At 40.5% G+C, this 15,201-nt stretch carries 13 protein-coding genes; 9 read left to right on the forward strand and 4 right to left on the reverse strand.

Annotated elements, in window-relative coordinates:
* Positions 1-18 precede the first annotated feature (18 nt).
* The 6 genes from plsX (at position 19) to HGR01_RS06915 (ending at position 5,719) form a co-directional block, all read left to right on the forward strand.
* Positions 19-1,044, forward strand: coding sequence for a phosphate acyltransferase PlsX (gene plsX / locus HGR01_RS06890; protein ID WP_045869183.1), 1,026 nt, complete (start codon positions 19-21; stop codon positions 1,042-1,044).
* Positions 1,045-1,165: 121 nt separating this feature from the next.
* Complete coding sequence (locus tag HGR01_RS06895) at positions 1,166-2,158, forward strand: beta-ketoacyl-ACP synthase III (RefSeq protein WP_045869639.1); 993 nt, start codon at positions 1,166-1,168, stop codon at positions 2,156-2,158.
* A gap of 185 nt (positions 2,159-2,343) precedes the next feature.
* Entirely contained in the window at positions 2,344-3,225 is an 882-nt protein-coding gene (gene fabD / locus HGR01_RS06900; RefSeq protein WP_045869182.1) for an ACP S-malonyltransferase, read from the forward strand.
* A gap of 226 nt (positions 3,226-3,451) precedes the next feature.
* Positions 3,452-4,090, forward strand: coding sequence for a lysophospholipid acyltransferase family protein (locus HGR01_RS06905; RefSeq protein ID WP_045869181.1), 639 nt, complete (start codon positions 3,452-3,454; stop codon positions 4,088-4,090).
* A 125-nt stretch (positions 4,091-4,215) separates the two neighbouring features.
* Entirely contained in the window at positions 4,216-5,253 is a 1,038-nt protein-coding gene (locus HGR01_RS06910) for an AI-2E family transporter (RefSeq protein WP_045869180.1), read from the forward strand.
* Positions 5,254-5,422: 169 nt separating this feature from the next.
* Positions 5,423-5,719 (forward strand): DUF2288 domain-containing protein, encoded by a 297-nt coding sequence (locus tag HGR01_RS06915; protein ID WP_045869179.1) that lies wholly within the window; start codon positions 5,423-5,425, stop codon positions 5,717-5,719.
* 208 nt (positions 5,720-5,927) lie between these two features.
* On the opposite strand, the gene HGR01_RS06920 is transcribed toward HGR01_RS06915, so the two are convergent.
* Positions 5,928-7,343, reverse strand: a complete 1,416-nt coding sequence (locus HGR01_RS06920; protein WP_045869178.1) for an isochorismate synthase MenF — start codon at positions 7,341-7,343, stop codon at positions 5,928-5,930.
* 310 nt (positions 7,344-7,653) lie between these two features.
* Here HGR01_RS06920 and menA point away from each other — a divergent pair, with 310 nt between their 5' ends.
* From menA to HGR01_RS06935, 3 genes are all read left to right on the forward strand, one after another.
* Positions 7,654-8,550, forward strand: a complete 897-nt coding sequence (menA, locus tag HGR01_RS06925) for a 2-carboxy-1,4-naphthoquinone phytyltransferase (RefSeq protein ID WP_045869177.1) — start codon at positions 7,654-7,656, stop codon at positions 8,548-8,550.
* A 164-nt stretch (positions 8,551-8,714) separates the two neighbouring features.
* On the forward strand, positions 8,715-9,734 hold the full coding sequence (locus HGR01_RS06930) for an o-succinylbenzoate synthase (protein WP_045869176.1): 1,020 nt from the start codon (positions 8,715-8,717) through the stop codon (positions 9,732-9,734).
* Complete coding sequence (locus HGR01_RS06935) at positions 9,719-11,125, forward strand: 2-succinylbenzoate--CoA ligase (protein ID WP_081583945.1); 1,407 nt, start codon at positions 9,719-9,721, stop codon at positions 11,123-11,125. The genes HGR01_RS06930 and HGR01_RS06935 overlap by 16 nt, the downstream gene beginning before the upstream one ends.
* A 95-nt stretch (positions 11,126-11,220) precedes the next feature.
* Here HGR01_RS06935 and HGR01_RS06940 read toward each other — a convergent pair whose 3' ends face one another.
* The 3 genes from HGR01_RS06940 to HGR01_RS06950 all read right to left on the reverse strand — a co-directional run bounded on the left by HGR01_RS06940 (position 11,221) and on the right by HGR01_RS06950 (position 14,519).
* Positions 11,221-11,667, reverse strand: coding sequence for an acyl-CoA thioesterase (locus HGR01_RS06940; protein ID WP_045869174.1), 447 nt, complete (start codon positions 11,665-11,667; stop codon positions 11,221-11,223).
* Between the two features lie 338 nt (positions 11,668-12,005).
* Complete coding sequence (locus HGR01_RS06945) at positions 12,006-13,094, reverse strand: T3SS effector HopA1 family protein (protein ID WP_045869173.1); 1,089 nt, start codon at positions 13,092-13,094, stop codon at positions 12,006-12,008.
* 189 nt (positions 13,095-13,283) lie between these two features.
* Positions 13,284-14,519, reverse strand: a complete 1,236-nt coding sequence (locus HGR01_RS06950; protein ID WP_045869172.1) for a phosphotransferase family protein — start codon at positions 14,517-14,519, stop codon at positions 13,284-13,286.
* Positions 14,520-15,201: the final 682 nt, after the last annotated feature.

Here is a 15,201-nt window from a genome sequence, read left to right on the forward strand (position 1 = left end):
TTCTAAAAGCTTTGAGCAATGGGATCGACTGGCGTAAGGATCGCAATTGATGCAATGGGAGGGGATCATGCACCCGCTGAAATCGTGGCTGGCGCTGTGCGCGCAGGCGAGGAGTTGGGTGTAACAGTATTGTTGGTGGGTGATCCCCAACAAATTGAAGCTGCCCTGCCGCCAAAAACCAACCTGGCGCAGGTAGAGATCGTTCCTGCTGAGGAAGCGATCGCAATGGATGAGGAGCCGCTAAACGCAGTTAGACGCAAGCGTAAGGCTTCGATCAATGTGGCGATGGATTTGGTGAAGCAGCAACAAGCTGATGCTGTGTTTTCCGCAGGACACTCTGGGGCAGCTATGGCCTCCGCTTTGCTCCGCCTAGGACGCTTGCCGGGAATTGACCGCCCAGCAATTGGGACAGTTTTTCCTACAATCAAAGCTGGCAAGCCAGTACTCATACTTGATGTTGGTGCCAATGTAGACTGTCGCCCGAAATTTTTAGAACAGTTTGCTGTGATGGGGTCGGCCTACAGTCAATATGTACTGGGTACACCGGAACCAAAAGTAGGTCTGTTGAATATCGGCGAAGAAGACACTAAAGGTAATGAAGTGGCTTTGCGCGCCCACCAACTCCTCAAAGAAAATACTCAAATTTCTTTTATTGGTAATGCTGAAGGCCGTGATGTACTTTCTGGTGACTTTGATGTCATTGTCTGTGATGGCTTTGTTGGCAATGTTTTACTAAAATTTGCCGAAGCCGTAGGCGGAGTGATTTTACAAATCTTGCGGGAAGAATTACCCCAAGGCTTGCATGGTCAAATCGGTACAGCACTTTTAAAACCAAACCTGAAGCGAATTAAGCAACGGATGGATCACGCAGAACATGGCGGTGCTTTGCTTTTAGGTGTGGATGGAGTTTGTTTGATTGGTCATGGTAGCTCCCAAGCGCCTTCAGTTTTTAATGCAATCCGTATGGCCAAAGAAGCTGTAGATAACCAGGTGCTACAACGCCTACGTACCCAATATCAAGCCCTAGAGCGTGAAAGTGGTTAGCAATCAGCCAGAAGGTAGCAAGATGTAGCACAAGAGGAGTAATTAGTCAAAATTAAATGACTAATTACTCATGATTACTAATGACTAAACGCTGATAGGTGATAGTGTGGGAGACTTAGGAGTGCATAACATAGGCATAGCAATTACTGGCAGTGGCTCGGCAGTACCAGAAACTTCCGTAGATAATGAAGCGCTGACTGCATTGGTGGAGACCTCAGACGAGTGGATCGCCACAAGAACAGGAATTCGTCAAAGGCGATTGGCAAATCCCACAGAGTCATTGAGTGTACTTGCGGCTCGTGCTAGTAGTCAAGCGATCGCATCTGCTGGCATTACCGCCGCAGATTTGGATTTAATTATTTTGGCAACCTCTACCCCTGATGATCTGTTTGGCAGTGCTTGTCAAATTCAGGCGGAAATTGGAGCGACCAAAGCCGTAGCATTTGACTTAACTGCTGCCTGTTCTGGCTTTATATTTGGCATGGTCACCGCAGCCCAATACATTAGAAGCGGTGTATATCAAAACGTACTGTTGATCGGGGCAGACATCCTCTCTCGTTGGGTAGATTGGCAAGACCGCAGCACCTGTGTATTGTTTGGTGATGGAGCTGGAGCAGTAGTCATGCAGGCCAATGAGAGCGATCGCTTACTAGGATTTACCCTCAAAAGTGACGGTAGCCAAAACCACTTCCTGAACCTTGCCTATCAAGCCTCTTCTCAAGAGCTGATTCCTAACGTCAATATCTCCCAAGGTAAATATCACCCAATTACCATGAACGGCAAAGAAGTTTACCGCTTTGCTGTCCAAAAAGTGCCAGAAGTTATAGATAAAACTTTATTTCAGGCGAATCTCAATGTGGATCAAGTAGATTGGCTACTCCTACATCAAGCTAACCAGCGCATTCTAGACGCTGTAGCCCAACGCCTCAATATTCCCCAAGAAAAAGTTATTAGTAATCTTGCCAACTATGGCAATACCTCTGCCGCCTCTATTCCCATTGCTTTAGATGAAGCTGTGCGGCAAGGCAAAATTAAACCCAATGACATTATTGCGGCATCTGGCTTTGGTGCTGGGCTGACATGGGGTGCAGCAATTTTCCAATGGGGAAGATAAATCTTTGTAGTCAAGAGTCCAAAGTCAAAAAATCCCTCCAAAGAATACATCTTGAAGTTTTGACCCTTGAACGCCACTTGCTCTACTTGGGGAAACCCCATCGCTTTTAGCGTCTCCCCTTGGGAGAAGACTGCAGTGGCTCCCCTTGACTCTACAACGTTGTCTACTGAACTGACTATTGAGCAATGACTAAAACTGCATGGGTTTTTCCCGGACAAGGTTCCCAAGTAACTGGTATGGGAATGGACTTATTAGAGATACCCTCAGCGAAGGAGAAATTTACCCAAGCTGAGGCCATCTTAGGTTGGTCTGTTATTGACATTTGCCAAAGTGATAGCGACCAGTTATTACGTACACTCTACACTCAACCCTGTCTTTATGTAGTAGAAACCATTCTCGCCGATTTGCTTCAAGAAAGAGGGCATCAGCCAGATTTAGTGGCTGGGCATAGTTTAGGAGAATACTCTGCCCTGTACGTTGCTGGTGTTTTTGATTGGTCTGTTGGCTTACACTTAGTCAAGCGTCGAGCTGAACTCATGGAAGCTGTTTCTGGTGGGATGATGGCGGCGCTAATGAACTTTGACCGCGAACAGTTGGATGCAGTAATTGCCGCCAAGCCTGACGTAGTGCTGGCAAATGATAACAGTCCGGCTCAAGTCGTAATTTCTGGTACTCCCGATGCTGTACATGAAGTCATGTCCCAAGTAAAAAGCAAGCGTGCTATTCCTTTAAAAGTTTCGGGCGCATTCCACTCACCTTTAATTGCATCTGCAGCTACGGAATTCCAAGAAATCCTTGATGGTGTGGAATTCCAAGCAGCGAATGTACCCGTAGTATCTAATGTGGAACCCATACCAACTGTTGATGCTGAGACTCTCAAACAACGTCTGATTCAACAAATGACGGGTTCTGTCAGATGGCGAGAAATTTCTCTGCTACTGCCAACCCAAGGTATTGAGGAAGTCATAGAAATTGGCCCGGGTAATGTGTTAACTGGTTTAATTAAACGCACCACTCCTGGTTTAAGCTTAAAAAATATCCGGAATGCTGCTGAGTTACCGGGTTAGGGATTGGGGAACTCGGGGCCCCCTCTGGGGATAAGGGGTAATGGGGACTGGGGACTGGGGATTGGGGACTGGGGACTGGGGACTGGGTAAGAAATAATTGATCGGTTTTGACTTTTGAGTACAAACGCGATTAATCGCGTCTGTCCAACTCTTTACCCTTTACCCTTTACCCTTTACCCTTCCCCCTTCCCCTTTTCCCCTTTAACCACCACCTAATTTTTTGATTATGAGCAAAAGCCGTGAACCTTTAGTTAGCCTGGCACTTTACCACGCTTTTAAATGGTCTATTGTCAGTCCAATGCTTCATGCTTACTTTCGGGTCAAGATTCATGGGGTAGAAAATGTCCCACAATCTGGGCCGTTACTAGTCGTGAGTAATCATGCTAGTTACTTTGATCCGCCAATAGTCTCTAATTGTGTCCTGCGTCCAGTGGCTTACATGGCGAAGGAAGAGTTATTTAAAGTCCCAGTTTTGGCGCAAGCAATTAAATTGTATGGTGCTTACCCAGTCAGCCGGGGCGCAGCCGATCGCACTGCCATTCGTTCTGCTTTAGAGTGTATTGATAATGGTTGGGCTGTGGGTGTGTTCTTGCAGGGTACTCGCACAAACGATGGTCGAATTACAGACCCCAAACGAGGCGCAGCACTGTTAGCAGCAAAGGCAAAAGCACCTATCTTACCAGTCAGTTTATGGGGTACTGAGCAGATTTTACAAAAAGGCTCCTCTATACCCCGTCAAGTTCCAATTACCGTCAGAATTGGGCAAGTGATTGATACTCCTAGTTCCTCAAATAAGGAGGAATTGCAAGCGTTGACTCAAAAATGTGCAGATGTGATTAACCAAATGCATGATTTAGGAAGATGAGCCAGAAAAAGCAGAAAATCTACTTAAGGGGGGGTGCGATCGCTTCTGTAGTTTCTGTAGAGTTAGTTTCAACATTGTGGTGAAAATTTACAAACCACAGTTGAAAACTCAACTTTCAAATTAATATGACAGGCTTTGAAGCCAAGAATTTTTGGCAGCGATTAAATAATCTGGCTTTAGTCCGCTTTTTACTTTTAGTTGCTGCTGGTTGGGCAATTGTACAGCTTTTAGCCTACTTTCAAGGGGTGATTGTAATTTTTACATTCGCCGCCATTTTAGCTTTTTTACTCAGCTATCCTGTAAAATGGCTCCGGCGTTTTTTACCCCATAGTGTTGCTGTTGTTTTAGTGTTCCTACTCAGCATTGTGGTGCTGGGAGGAATTGCGATTACCTTGGGTTTAGCTGTTTTATCCCAAGGGCAACAGTTAATAGATAGTATAACTACTTTTTTAAACTCTTTAGCACCTTTAATTGAGCGATTAGAATCTTTTTTGCGTAGTCGTAATTTACAAATAGATTTAAATTTTATTGAAGACCAGTTACGCACTCAAGCAATCAATAGTCTGGTAAATAGTTTAGCTATTTTACAACAATTTTTGACTAACTTTGTGACTTTTATATTGATTGCTGTTATTTCATTTTTCATGCTGCTGGATGGTGAGAAAATTTGGCAATTAATTCTCAAAATAGTTCCCAGTCAAAGACGCAATCGCTTTAATAGAATCATCAAGAAAAGTTTTCTAGGATTTTTTCGAGGTCAGTTGTTATTAACTCTATTTTTAACAACTGCCACATTTATTGTATTCGTAGTTTTAAATGTTCCCTTTGCCTTGCTTTTATCAGTCATAGTTGGCTTACTGGATGTGATTCCTGGGATTGGGGCAACATTAGGGGTTAGTACTATTACTTTGATTGTCTTATCTCAAAGTGTTTGGCTAGCATTGAAGGTATTGATAGCTTGCATTGTACTACAGCAAATTCAAGATAATTTAATTGCCCCACGGATTATGCAAGGGGCGCTAAATCTCAATCCTGTAGTTGTATTTTTTGCTTTGCTAGTAGGTGCAAGAGTTGCAGGTTTACTAGGTATTTTTATCTCTATTCCCATCGCTGGGGTAATTGTATCTTTGTTTGAAATTGAAGAGATGCAAGCAGAATCTTAGCAATAAAAATTTTGTGCTTTTACCCATGAGGTAAGGAAGAAATAATTAACCGCCGATAGAAGAGGATGTACGCAGATTAACGCAGATAAATTTGTAGTTCTTCTGATGGGTAAAAGCATTTAATATTCATGTAAAATTATAATTAGACTCATAAAAAGATTGAGGAATTATGCCTGATTTTAGAGCGGAATTAGCAGAAAATTTAGATGAATCAGAGTGGGAATGGCTAATTCCTCATGTGAAAAGAGATGCCGTAATTCTGGTAGCATCAGGGTTAGATTTGTTAGATGTGGGAGTTGCGATCGCCAGTGATAATATTCCCCAAGTGCAAATATGGATTGATGAGCAATTGATTACCAAACCCAATCCAGAACAGTTGGGAGAGTGGAATGCCAATCCTCAAAAGCGTTTTCAAACACTCATTGTTCAGCCTTATGTCATAGTGCAAGAAATAGCAAATACCTAACAAATAGAAGCTAGATAAAAGTAAGTGTGATCGCCTGTTTTTCTAGCTGCGAAATAGACAATAAAATAACAAAATCATTTGTAGGGTGTGTTGCGCCGCAGGCTAACGCACCTTATGTTTTTAATACTATTTTAGATTTTGGATGGGTAATTGCTGTCTGCTGGAAAATTGGGTGATGGGTATAAATTTTTTGATAAATTATTTCTAATTAAACTAAAGCTTTTAATAACGCCTGAAGTTTAAGTTGCACCTCTGCAAACTCTTTTTCAGGATCGGAACCTGCAACGATACCCGCACCTGCATATAGTCTAGCGCGATCGCCATTGATGAGTGCAGAACGAATCCCTACAACAAACTCGCAGTTACCCTCAGAATCTACCCAACCTAGGGGTGCTGCATATAAACCCCTTTCAAAGTTTTCATAGCGGCGAATTTCCGCACAGGCGATATCTCTGGCTGCACCGGCGACGGCTGGTGTAGGATGCAGTTGTGCGACAATTTTTAGGGGATGGACGTTAGCCGGAACTAAAGCGCTAATTGGTGTCCATAAATGTTGAATATTCGATAATTGTCGCAAGCGTGGTGGTAATACCTGGGGTAATAAACCGATTTGAGATAGGCGTTGAGTAATAAAATCAATGACTAGGGAATGTTCGTGCTTTTCTTTTTCGTTATTAATTAACAGATTGGCATTAGCTGCATCTTCAGTAGGCGTTTTACCTCGGGGTGCAGAACCTGCTAACGCATCTGTAATCAACTTGTGATCGTGAATACAGATTAAACGTTCTGGACTTGCACCAATAAAGTTTTGTCCCTTGCCATTACTCGTAGAGAATATATAGCAATTAGGATGTATTTGCCGCAGATTATTTAAAGATTTAAATAAATTAAAATCATTGCTAGATTGAACATCTAAAGCATCCGCTAACACAATTTTGGTTAAATGATTATTACGAATTTTTTCTAAAGCAGATGTTACAGAACTTTGAAAATGATTCGCATTACTAACGGATTTTTTGCTAAAATTAGCAGGAAAAACTTCCAGATTGGGTGAATAATATTTTAAAGAATTAATTGTGTCAATTTTATTGCACAGAGTTTGTAATATCTTATTAATATTTTCGCTGGCTGTGACAACTGAATTCATCACTAAAATACAGCGCTGATTTTTGATAGATATTTGCCAACGTGGTAGAAAAATTGTAGCTGCAGAAAATGGGTAATCTGCTTGGGAGTTTTGGGGAAAAAAGCTAAAGTAACAGAAAAAATGTGGGCCAGAAAAAGGTAAATTATCGTTACTAAATTTAACTATATTTTTGAGAGAATTTTTGATAAAATTCTCCGCTTTACTAAACCTATCAGTTCCATCAATACTTAATCTCGCAACAGAATCAATAGCTGCGATCGCTTCTCCTTTGCCCTTATTTTCAAAATAAAAATTTATCTCATTTACTTGACCCAGTTCATCTAATACAACTAGGGGATCTACTAGATCAATTTCTAGCGAAATACTCACAATTTGCCTGCAATTATTGTTGAGGCAATTTTCTTGAACTACTGTGAGAAATTGGTAGAGGTCTTTGTACTCTACGAAGAAGCTGTTGCGACATGGTGAAACTGTCATGGATCTAGTAATAGTAAATTTTTTTTAAGTTAACTTCCTAAAGTGCAATTAAACATGGTCTCGTATTTCTACAGGTAACATATTCAGTCACCATTTAACCAGAGTATGGTTTGCCTTGTTTTTGGTGTTACAAGACCACGACAAGCCATGCTCAGTTTTATGCTGCAATATAGAGTAAGTTTGATTAGCACAGAGTTAACCATTTGCAGAAAAAAACGCAGTTTTTTTGCAAATTCACAACATTTAGTGTCGCTCAAACCCATAAAATTTAATATGAGTAAGGTTCTGGCAATTTAGTTAATCACGACTGATGACTACACAGCAGATTTTATATCCCAAAAGCAAGTTATGGATGGCAGCGATTAAACCGCCGATGTATAGTGTTGCCATTATGCCTATTTGGGTAGGAACATCGGTAGCATTTGCAGAAACCAAAAATTTTAATGCAACAATATTTACTACTTTTATTGCAGCAGCAATTTTAATTCTGGCGTGGGAAAATATCAGTAATGATGTCTTTGATTCCGAGACGGGGATAGATAAAAATAAACACCATTCACTGGTAAACTTAACTGGAAAAAAGTTAGTAGTATTTTGGTTAGGAAATCTTTGCTTACTTTTGGGTTTGCTGGGCATACTAGCGATCGCAACTTGGCAACAAGACCTAACTGTGATTGGGGTAATTCTGCTTTGTTGTGCTTTGGGCTATATGTACCAAGGGCCTCCCTTTCGTTTAGGATACCAGGGTTTAGGTGAAATTCTCTGCTTTTTTGCCTTTGGCCCGTTGGCAGTGGGTGCAGCATACTATAGCCAAACCCAAACTTGGTCAATGACGAGCCTACTAGCTTCAGTAATTGTCGGCATTGTTACTAGTTTAATTTTATTTTGCTCCCACTTTCACCAGGTAGATGATGACATAGCAGCAGGAAAGCGATCGCCTATTGTCCGCCTGGGAACTGAAACAGGATCTCAAGTTCTCACTTGGTTTACCGCGAGTATTTATCCTCTCACCTTGATTTTGGTGTTATGGGGAATTTTCCCTGTCTGGACGCTATTAAGTTGGCTAAGTCTACCCTACGCTTTTAAATTATGCCGCCACGTCCAGCAATATCATAATCAGCCAGACAAGGTGAGTAATTGTAAATTTATCGCCGTAGCCGTACATTTTTGGGCTTGTTTGCTTTTGGGCGTGGGATTTGTGCTTTGAAGGGTGAAGGGTAAAGGGTGAAGGGTGAAGGGTAAAGGGTGAAGGGTGAAGGGTAAAGGGTGAAGGGTAAAGGGTGAAGGTAAATACCTTAACAGCTTGATAATTTTATATTCATCTTTGTACTGTCATCTAAGGAAAAATGACAAAAGACAGAGAACAACAGTGTGACTTACAGATTTGAATTTCGTCTGATAGCGCGGAAATTTTTGCGATCGCTTATTACTAGTCATGGTAATTGGGATATTCGCGAAAGCATTATTATTCGTCTGATTGATGAAGCAGGTAGAGAGGGATGGGGGGAAATTCCGCCGATTAGCTGGTTTGGTTCTGAAACTCTCCCACAAGCTTTAGATTTTTTTCGCCAACTACCAGAGGAAATTACAAAAGAAATCATCTTTTCGATTCCCGATGCTTTACCTGCTTGTCAATTTGGTTTTGAGTCAGCACTTGGGGGGCTGGGGACTGGGGATTGGGGACTGGGGAACAAGGGGACTAGGGAACAAGCAGATATTCCCATTACCAATTACCAATTACCCATTACCCATTACCCCATGCCCATTAGCGCCTTATTACCAGCTGGAGAAGCGGCGTTAAATGTATGGCAAAAACTTTGGGAGGAAGGATATCGGACGTTTAAATGGAAAATTGGTGTTGATGCGATCGCAAATGAATTGAAAATTTTTCACTTACTGATTGACAGTTTACCAGCCTCTACAAAACTACGATTAGATGCGAATGCGGGACTTAGCTACAAAGAAGCTGAATTATGGCTAGAAAATTGTGATAAATTTTCAGAAAAAGTGGAATTTATCGAACAACCGCTAGCAGTGACAGAATTTGAGGCGATGTTGCAGCTGAGTAGCCGTTATCAAACAGCGATCGCTTTAGATGAATCTGTCGCTACACTCTCACAACTTCATGCTGCTTATCAACAAGGTTGGCGAGACATTTTTGTAATTAAGCCAGCGATCGCAGGTTCACCATCACGCCTGCGGCAGTTTTGTAGGCAGCATAACATTGATGCTGTCTTTTCCTCCGTCTTTGAAACTGCGATCGGCAGACACGCAGCACTCCAGCTAGCAGCAGAATTATCTCAGCATAACCGCGCAGTTGGCTTCGGAATCAACCATTTGTTGGAACAAGAAGAAGAAACATGGCTTCAACGTCTATGGCGCAACCTGTAAACTATCTTAATATTCTGAATAATTTAGATATTGCTAATTGCCTAATTGGTTGTGATAGTTCTCAAATACAGCAATTAGCTGAGGAATTATATTCAGAACTCTTGCAATTGTCTGCATCAGGCACAACGCCCAAAATAATTTTAGCCGAACGCCAACCAGAGCGATTTTTAGCTGCTTTTCTCGCCGCTTGTGCTGCTAATTGTTCAGTATTTCTCTGTAACCCCGACTGGGGAACACAAGAATGGCAACAAGTTTTCGATTTAGTACAACCAGATATCATCTGTGGAGATTTAAACGAATTAAATCTTTTACCTCCCTCATCTACCTCATCTCCCTCATCTACCTCATCTCCGCCATCTCCCCACTCACCACTAATCATGATTCCCACTGGTGGATCGTCAGGAAAAATTAAGTTCGCCATCCACACTTGGGACACATTAACGGCATCTGTGCAAGGATTTAAAGAATATTTTCAGGTAAATTATATTAATTCTTTTTGTGTATTACCGCTTTATCACGTCAGTGGTTTAATGCAATTTATGCGTTCTTTTACCACTGGTGGAAAACTAGCTATTTTACCATTTAAAGCATTAGCAGATGGTCAAATATATGATATTGAAATATCAGATTTTTTCATATCTTTAGTACCGACTCAGTTACAACGCCTCTTACAAAACCCCACATTAACTAAATGGATATCGCAATTTCAAACGGTTATGTTAGGCGGTGCGCCTGCGTGGGATGAACTCTTAGAAAAATCTCGATTTCATCGTATTAGGTTAGCACCTACTTATGGGATGACAGAAACCGCCTCTCAAATAGCTACCTTAAAACCAGATGATTTTCTCAATGGTAAAGTTAATTCCGGTCAAATTCTCCCCCATGCTCAAATAACTGTTTGCAATCAACAAGGGGAAATTTTAAATTGCAATCAACCAGGAAATATTACCATTCAAGCACAATCTTTAGCACTGGGATATTATCCAAAACTTTGGGATAAACAAGATAATTTTTCAGTAGATGATGTTGGCTTTTTAGATACCCAAGGTTATTTAAAAATTCTGGGGCGTAATAGTGACAAAATAATTAGCGGAGGCGAAAACATCTATCCTGTCGAAGTTGAAGCAACCATACGAGCAACTAAAATGGTGGATGATATTTGTGTGATTGGCGTATCAGATAACCACTGGGGGCAAGTATTAACAGCGATTTATATTCCTAAAGCATCCTATACATCATTAGAAATTCAAACAGCCATCCAAGATAAACTTTGTAAATTCAAAATTCCTAAACACTGGATTCCTGTATCAACTTTACCCCGCAATCCCCAAGGTAAAATTAACCGCCAACAACTACAGCAGATGGTAAAAGAATGCTCAAGCTTGAAATGATTTCCAACTAATATAATACTCTAACTCTTAGCAATAACAAATGACTAAGGACAAGTGACAGCCCTAACTAATAATCTTTAATTGCAACGACTTACTTACATAGTTTCCCTTGCTTTTCTTCTCTCTGCTTCCTCTGTGTCTCTGCGGTTCGTTTCCAACCAATTGACAATTTCCACAGGCAATTCCTGCTTAGTTCTACTATTCGCATCAATACAAACGTGTCTTGTAATTGCCTTAGCAACTATTACCTCAGCCACAGAAATCTCATAAGCAATTTCAAACTTCTCCCCACCTAATTTTTGTGGCATCAAACACACCAGCAACTTATCGCCACAAAACACCGGACGGAAAAAATCAACATTAGCATGAACAATCGGAAAAGCTACCGATGGATTGCTAAAAAAAGTTTTTAAATTAATACCTGCTGCTTCTAGAGATTCTTCATAGGCTTCATGACAAATCCCCAAAATATTCGCAAAATACACTACCCCAGCAGCATCAGTATCTTGAAAGCGAACGCTACGGTTATATGTAAAAGGCATAGTTTAATAAGTCAAGCATAAAAATAGCAGACTTACTGCCTGCTCTACATAATTTTACCGTAACTCAGCTAACACACTGACATATTGCATGACTGGCATTTATCTGCGGCTAATTATCTTATTTGGACTGTTTTCTGTATCCAGATTGATAGGATGGACATCAATACTACAAGGGATAGCGGTTTGAACTTTGGTTTTGGGGAAAAGGTTAAAGGTTAAAGGGTTGTTATCTCCCTTTTCCCATTCCCCTTTTTCCCCTTAACCGACAAATATTAGGATGGACATTATCTAACTCTATATACTGTCCACCCTAAATTTATTGATAATGCTACAAAATCTTAGCTGAGAGGAGAGTAAATATCCTGAGAACTAGGATTGAGATATGGACGCTGCACATCTACTAGATGACGGTTAAAGTGGCGGTTAATAGATTGCATCCGTTCATCATAAGCATTCCTGCCTTTATACCAAGCATCCAACAAAGCATTAGCAACAATTTGACAGCGATTCATCCCGAAAGTTTCTTGTGCAGCAAATTTTTTGATGGGTTCTTCAGCTAAACTTAGCCCAGGTGCCAAAAACTTGGTAAATAGAGGAATTTCGGGGTTAAAATGCGCCTCATGTTCTGCATACACACCTTGCAGAACTTCACGGATTGCTAAATAGTTGTTACGTTCAAAGTAGAGTACCCCTGAATCGTAACGTCCATAAGCAGCAGGATTATAAGGAACTTGGAAGCTAAAAGGAATACCAGCTTCGTTGAGTTCCACTGTCAGGCTATCCATGAGTGCGATCGCACCAAATGGTGTGAGATTAAAATAGATTCTCCCTGTACCCAAATCATCCTCTGGGTTGTCTTGTCTTTCCTGTCCAAAATTGCTAACTGCTAAGTAACAGCCGTTTTGGATGCGATTTTTGGGCATCCATACTGACACTAATTCGCCAATTTTCGCAGCTTGAGAATGAGCTTTGAGATGGCAGTCTGGTTCGATGTACAATGTCAAACCGCCCTTATTCACAGCCATGCTACCATCTGGTTCGTGCCGCAACACTTCCCAACTCGGATCAAAATAACCTGTCCCGTGGTTGCAATTATGCAGACGTTCGTAAAATTCCCCGTCAATTCCTAAAGCAGAATAGTTTTCTAAATTTTGATGTGGTAATTGCTGTGCAGCATCAGCTTTAACAGCCAAAACATTTTGTAATGAGCCATTGTAATAGATGCCATACAAAAAATTCCGCAGTAATAAAGTTAAATATTTCTGCTGTAAATCTGTGGAATTCTGCTGAAATCTATCTGCTATCTTGGCAGGTAATGCAAATGGTTGATAATTGGGATGGTGAATGCAAAAGTTCGGCTCAATCTGAATATTGCTAGCAATATCAAATAGGGAAGTTAGGGGTTGTTGAACAGAAGAATATACCATAGTTAATTACCACCTCAAAATTCAGAATGGAAAATTAGACAACCAACAAATGGCCAATACTGCGCCTTCCCTAATGCCAACTTTAGGTCATAAAGACTTTAGGGAAAATTCAGCAGATAAATATATGATGGGAAAAACTTCAAATGCAAAAATTATAATTTTGCATGTTTAATTGTCTGCTTGATTCGCTTAACAACCACGGAGACGGGTTTTTTCGTAATACAGACGAACCAACTGCTTCTCTCTTTCTGGCTGCGGCAATTTATGTACTTTCGCCACAGGTTTTAAGATTTCTGACTCGGAAATGCCAAACACAGTTAATACACCTTGTTCAGGCATAGTTAATAAGTTTTTCGCCACCGACAGCATACAAATGTCAGTATTATCAAAATCTTTGCGATTTTTAATCTTGTTCTGAATTTGGTGAATTAATCCCAAGCCAACAAACTGAACAACTCGCAAAATAAAATCACTACGATACTCTAAAATTACGGGGAAAGCATTTAGATAACCTCGAATTAAAGCCAATATTGAAGGCTGAATCACCTCCAGCGGTGTAACCGCCAAATGTAGAGATTCCTCTAACTGTAAAGTAGGATCTACTACTAAACTGGAAAGCCAAATCTCTAAATAGCTGGCTAATAATGTACCCAAGTCAAAAGCGGGATCTCCCCAACCGCAAGCTTCCCAGTCAATTAATCTAATCAGGCAATTATCAAGCTGCTGCCAACGAGAATGAACTAAAATATTGTTTAACTTCAAATCGTTATGAGTGAGACAGCAAGGATTCCATTCATAGGCTAAGTCTGCAATTGCTGACTCTAAACTTTCGTAGCGCTGATAGAGTTGATAGAATTGCAGCGCTTGCGTGGGAACTTGAGCAAAAATCTCTGGTGTAATTGACTCTATCCCTTGAGCCGGATTATAGAAATGATAACGAAACTGTCCCGCGGGAGCAGTATTCATAAAATCGCGATACTCTCGACCGTTGAAAGTAGCACGGTGCAAACCTGCTAAAGTTGTGCCAATAGCTGTAGCAATTTCATCGGCAAAAATATCAGTTTTTTGGTAAAAATGCCCTAACTGTTCATAGTCACTCAAATATTTGCGGACAAGGATAGAATTTTCCTCGTCATAATGTAGTAATAATGATGCGATCGCAGAAATATTACCAATAACCGGAAACTGCTGTAGCAATTGGTGAAACAGCCACTCCTTGAAAAACTCTTGGGGAGTTCCATCATCGTGATTGCTGACTTCTTGTTTAACCAGCAGTTTGCGATTATCTGCCAGACTAACTATTAAATTCAAATTCTTAGTTCTATCTGGTAACTCAGATTCGTTGGTTGCTCCATCTTCTGAGCTACACAGACCTGCTTCTTGCAGATACTGGATAACATTTTGAGAAGACAGTGATAATACCATGTATTATTATTTCCTAGTACGTAAAATTGCGGGAAGAATCACCTATCTCAGGATTACCTGAAATCTAGTATTTTTAGGTAGATAGCAACTAACGTATGAATATCTATAATTATTCGTACTATCTATTAATATCCCATCTAAATTACAAAAATCTGCCAAAATGCCAATATATTATTTGCTGTTTCTTTAATATCCCTTTACAGTTTGATAACTTGAATTGTGCAATCTTTACATTTATGAGCATAGCTACGTAGGTATATTTTGATTTCTGCGCTTATGTCTTTTGATGTAGACAGGTTTTCAGCTTTTGGCAGCTTTAATAAAAACGAATGACATTATTCATACTGCAGTATTGTTGTATTTAACTACGTAGTGCAGCTATCAACCGCATATATCAAGCTGATATTTTAGGGATTGGCATTTGGTATTTATTCTCCTCATCCCCATTAGCAATTACCAATTACCAATTGCCATTCGGAAAAACTCTCAGTAATAGATGTTGTTGGATGCTAAAAAGAGAGTTTTGGAAATGATAAAAAACGGTATTGTGCATCACATTTATGGGATGATTCACGCTTCTACCAATCTTCCAGACTCTTATATTCTTAAAATATGAGATTCAGCATTCATATTTTTATTTAACATCACCAAGCAAACAAAACCGGATATTTTAGCTGATTAA

The sequence above is a fragment of the Tolypothrix sp. PCC 7712 genome (genome assembly GCF_025860405.1).
In the GTDB taxonomy this organism is placed as follows: Bacteria; Cyanobacteriota; Cyanobacteriia; order Cyanobacteriales; family Nostocaceae; genus Aulosira; species Aulosira diplosiphon.

Excerpts from the sequence above, each read along its gene's own strand:
- plsX (WP_045869183.1), top strand. The coding sequence starts at position 19 with ATGGGATCGACTGGCGTAAGGATCGCAATTGATGCAATGGGAGGGGAT.
- fabD (WP_045869182.1), top strand. The coding sequence starts at position 2,344 with ATGACTAAAACTGCATGGGTTTTTCCCGGACAAGGTTCCCAAGTAACT.
- HGR01_RS06905 (WP_045869181.1), top strand. The coding sequence starts at position 3,452 with ATGAGCAAAAGCCGTGAACCTTTAGTTAGCCTGGCACTTTACCACGCT.
- HGR01_RS06910 (WP_045869180.1), top strand. The coding sequence starts at position 4,216 with ATGACAGGCTTTGAAGCCAAGAATTTTTGGCAGCGATTAAATAATCTG.
- HGR01_RS06915 (WP_045869179.1), top strand. The coding sequence starts at position 5,423 with ATGCCTGATTTTAGAGCGGAATTAGCAGAAAATTTAGATGAATCAGAG.
- HGR01_RS06920 (WP_045869178.1), bottom strand. The coding sequence starts at position 7,343 with ATGACAGTTTCACCATGTCGCAACAGCTTCTTCGTAGAGTACAAAGAC.
- menA (WP_045869177.1), top strand. The coding sequence starts at position 7,654 with ATGACTACACAGCAGATTTTATATCCCAAAAGCAAGTTATGGATGGCA.
- HGR01_RS06935 (WP_081583945.1), top strand. The coding sequence starts at position 9,719 with ATGGCGCAACCTGTAAACTATCTTAATATTCTGAATAATTTAGATATT.
- HGR01_RS06940 (WP_045869174.1), bottom strand. The coding sequence starts at position 11,667 with ATGCCTTTTACATATAACCGTAGCGTTCGCTTTCAAGATACTGATGCT.
- HGR01_RS06945 (WP_045869173.1), bottom strand. The coding sequence starts at position 13,094 with ATGGTATATTCTTCTGTTCAACAACCCCTAACTTCCCTATTTGATATT.
- HGR01_RS06950 (WP_045869172.1), bottom strand. The coding sequence starts at position 14,519 with ATGGTATTATCACTGTCTTCTCAAAATGTTATCCAGTATCTGCAAGAA.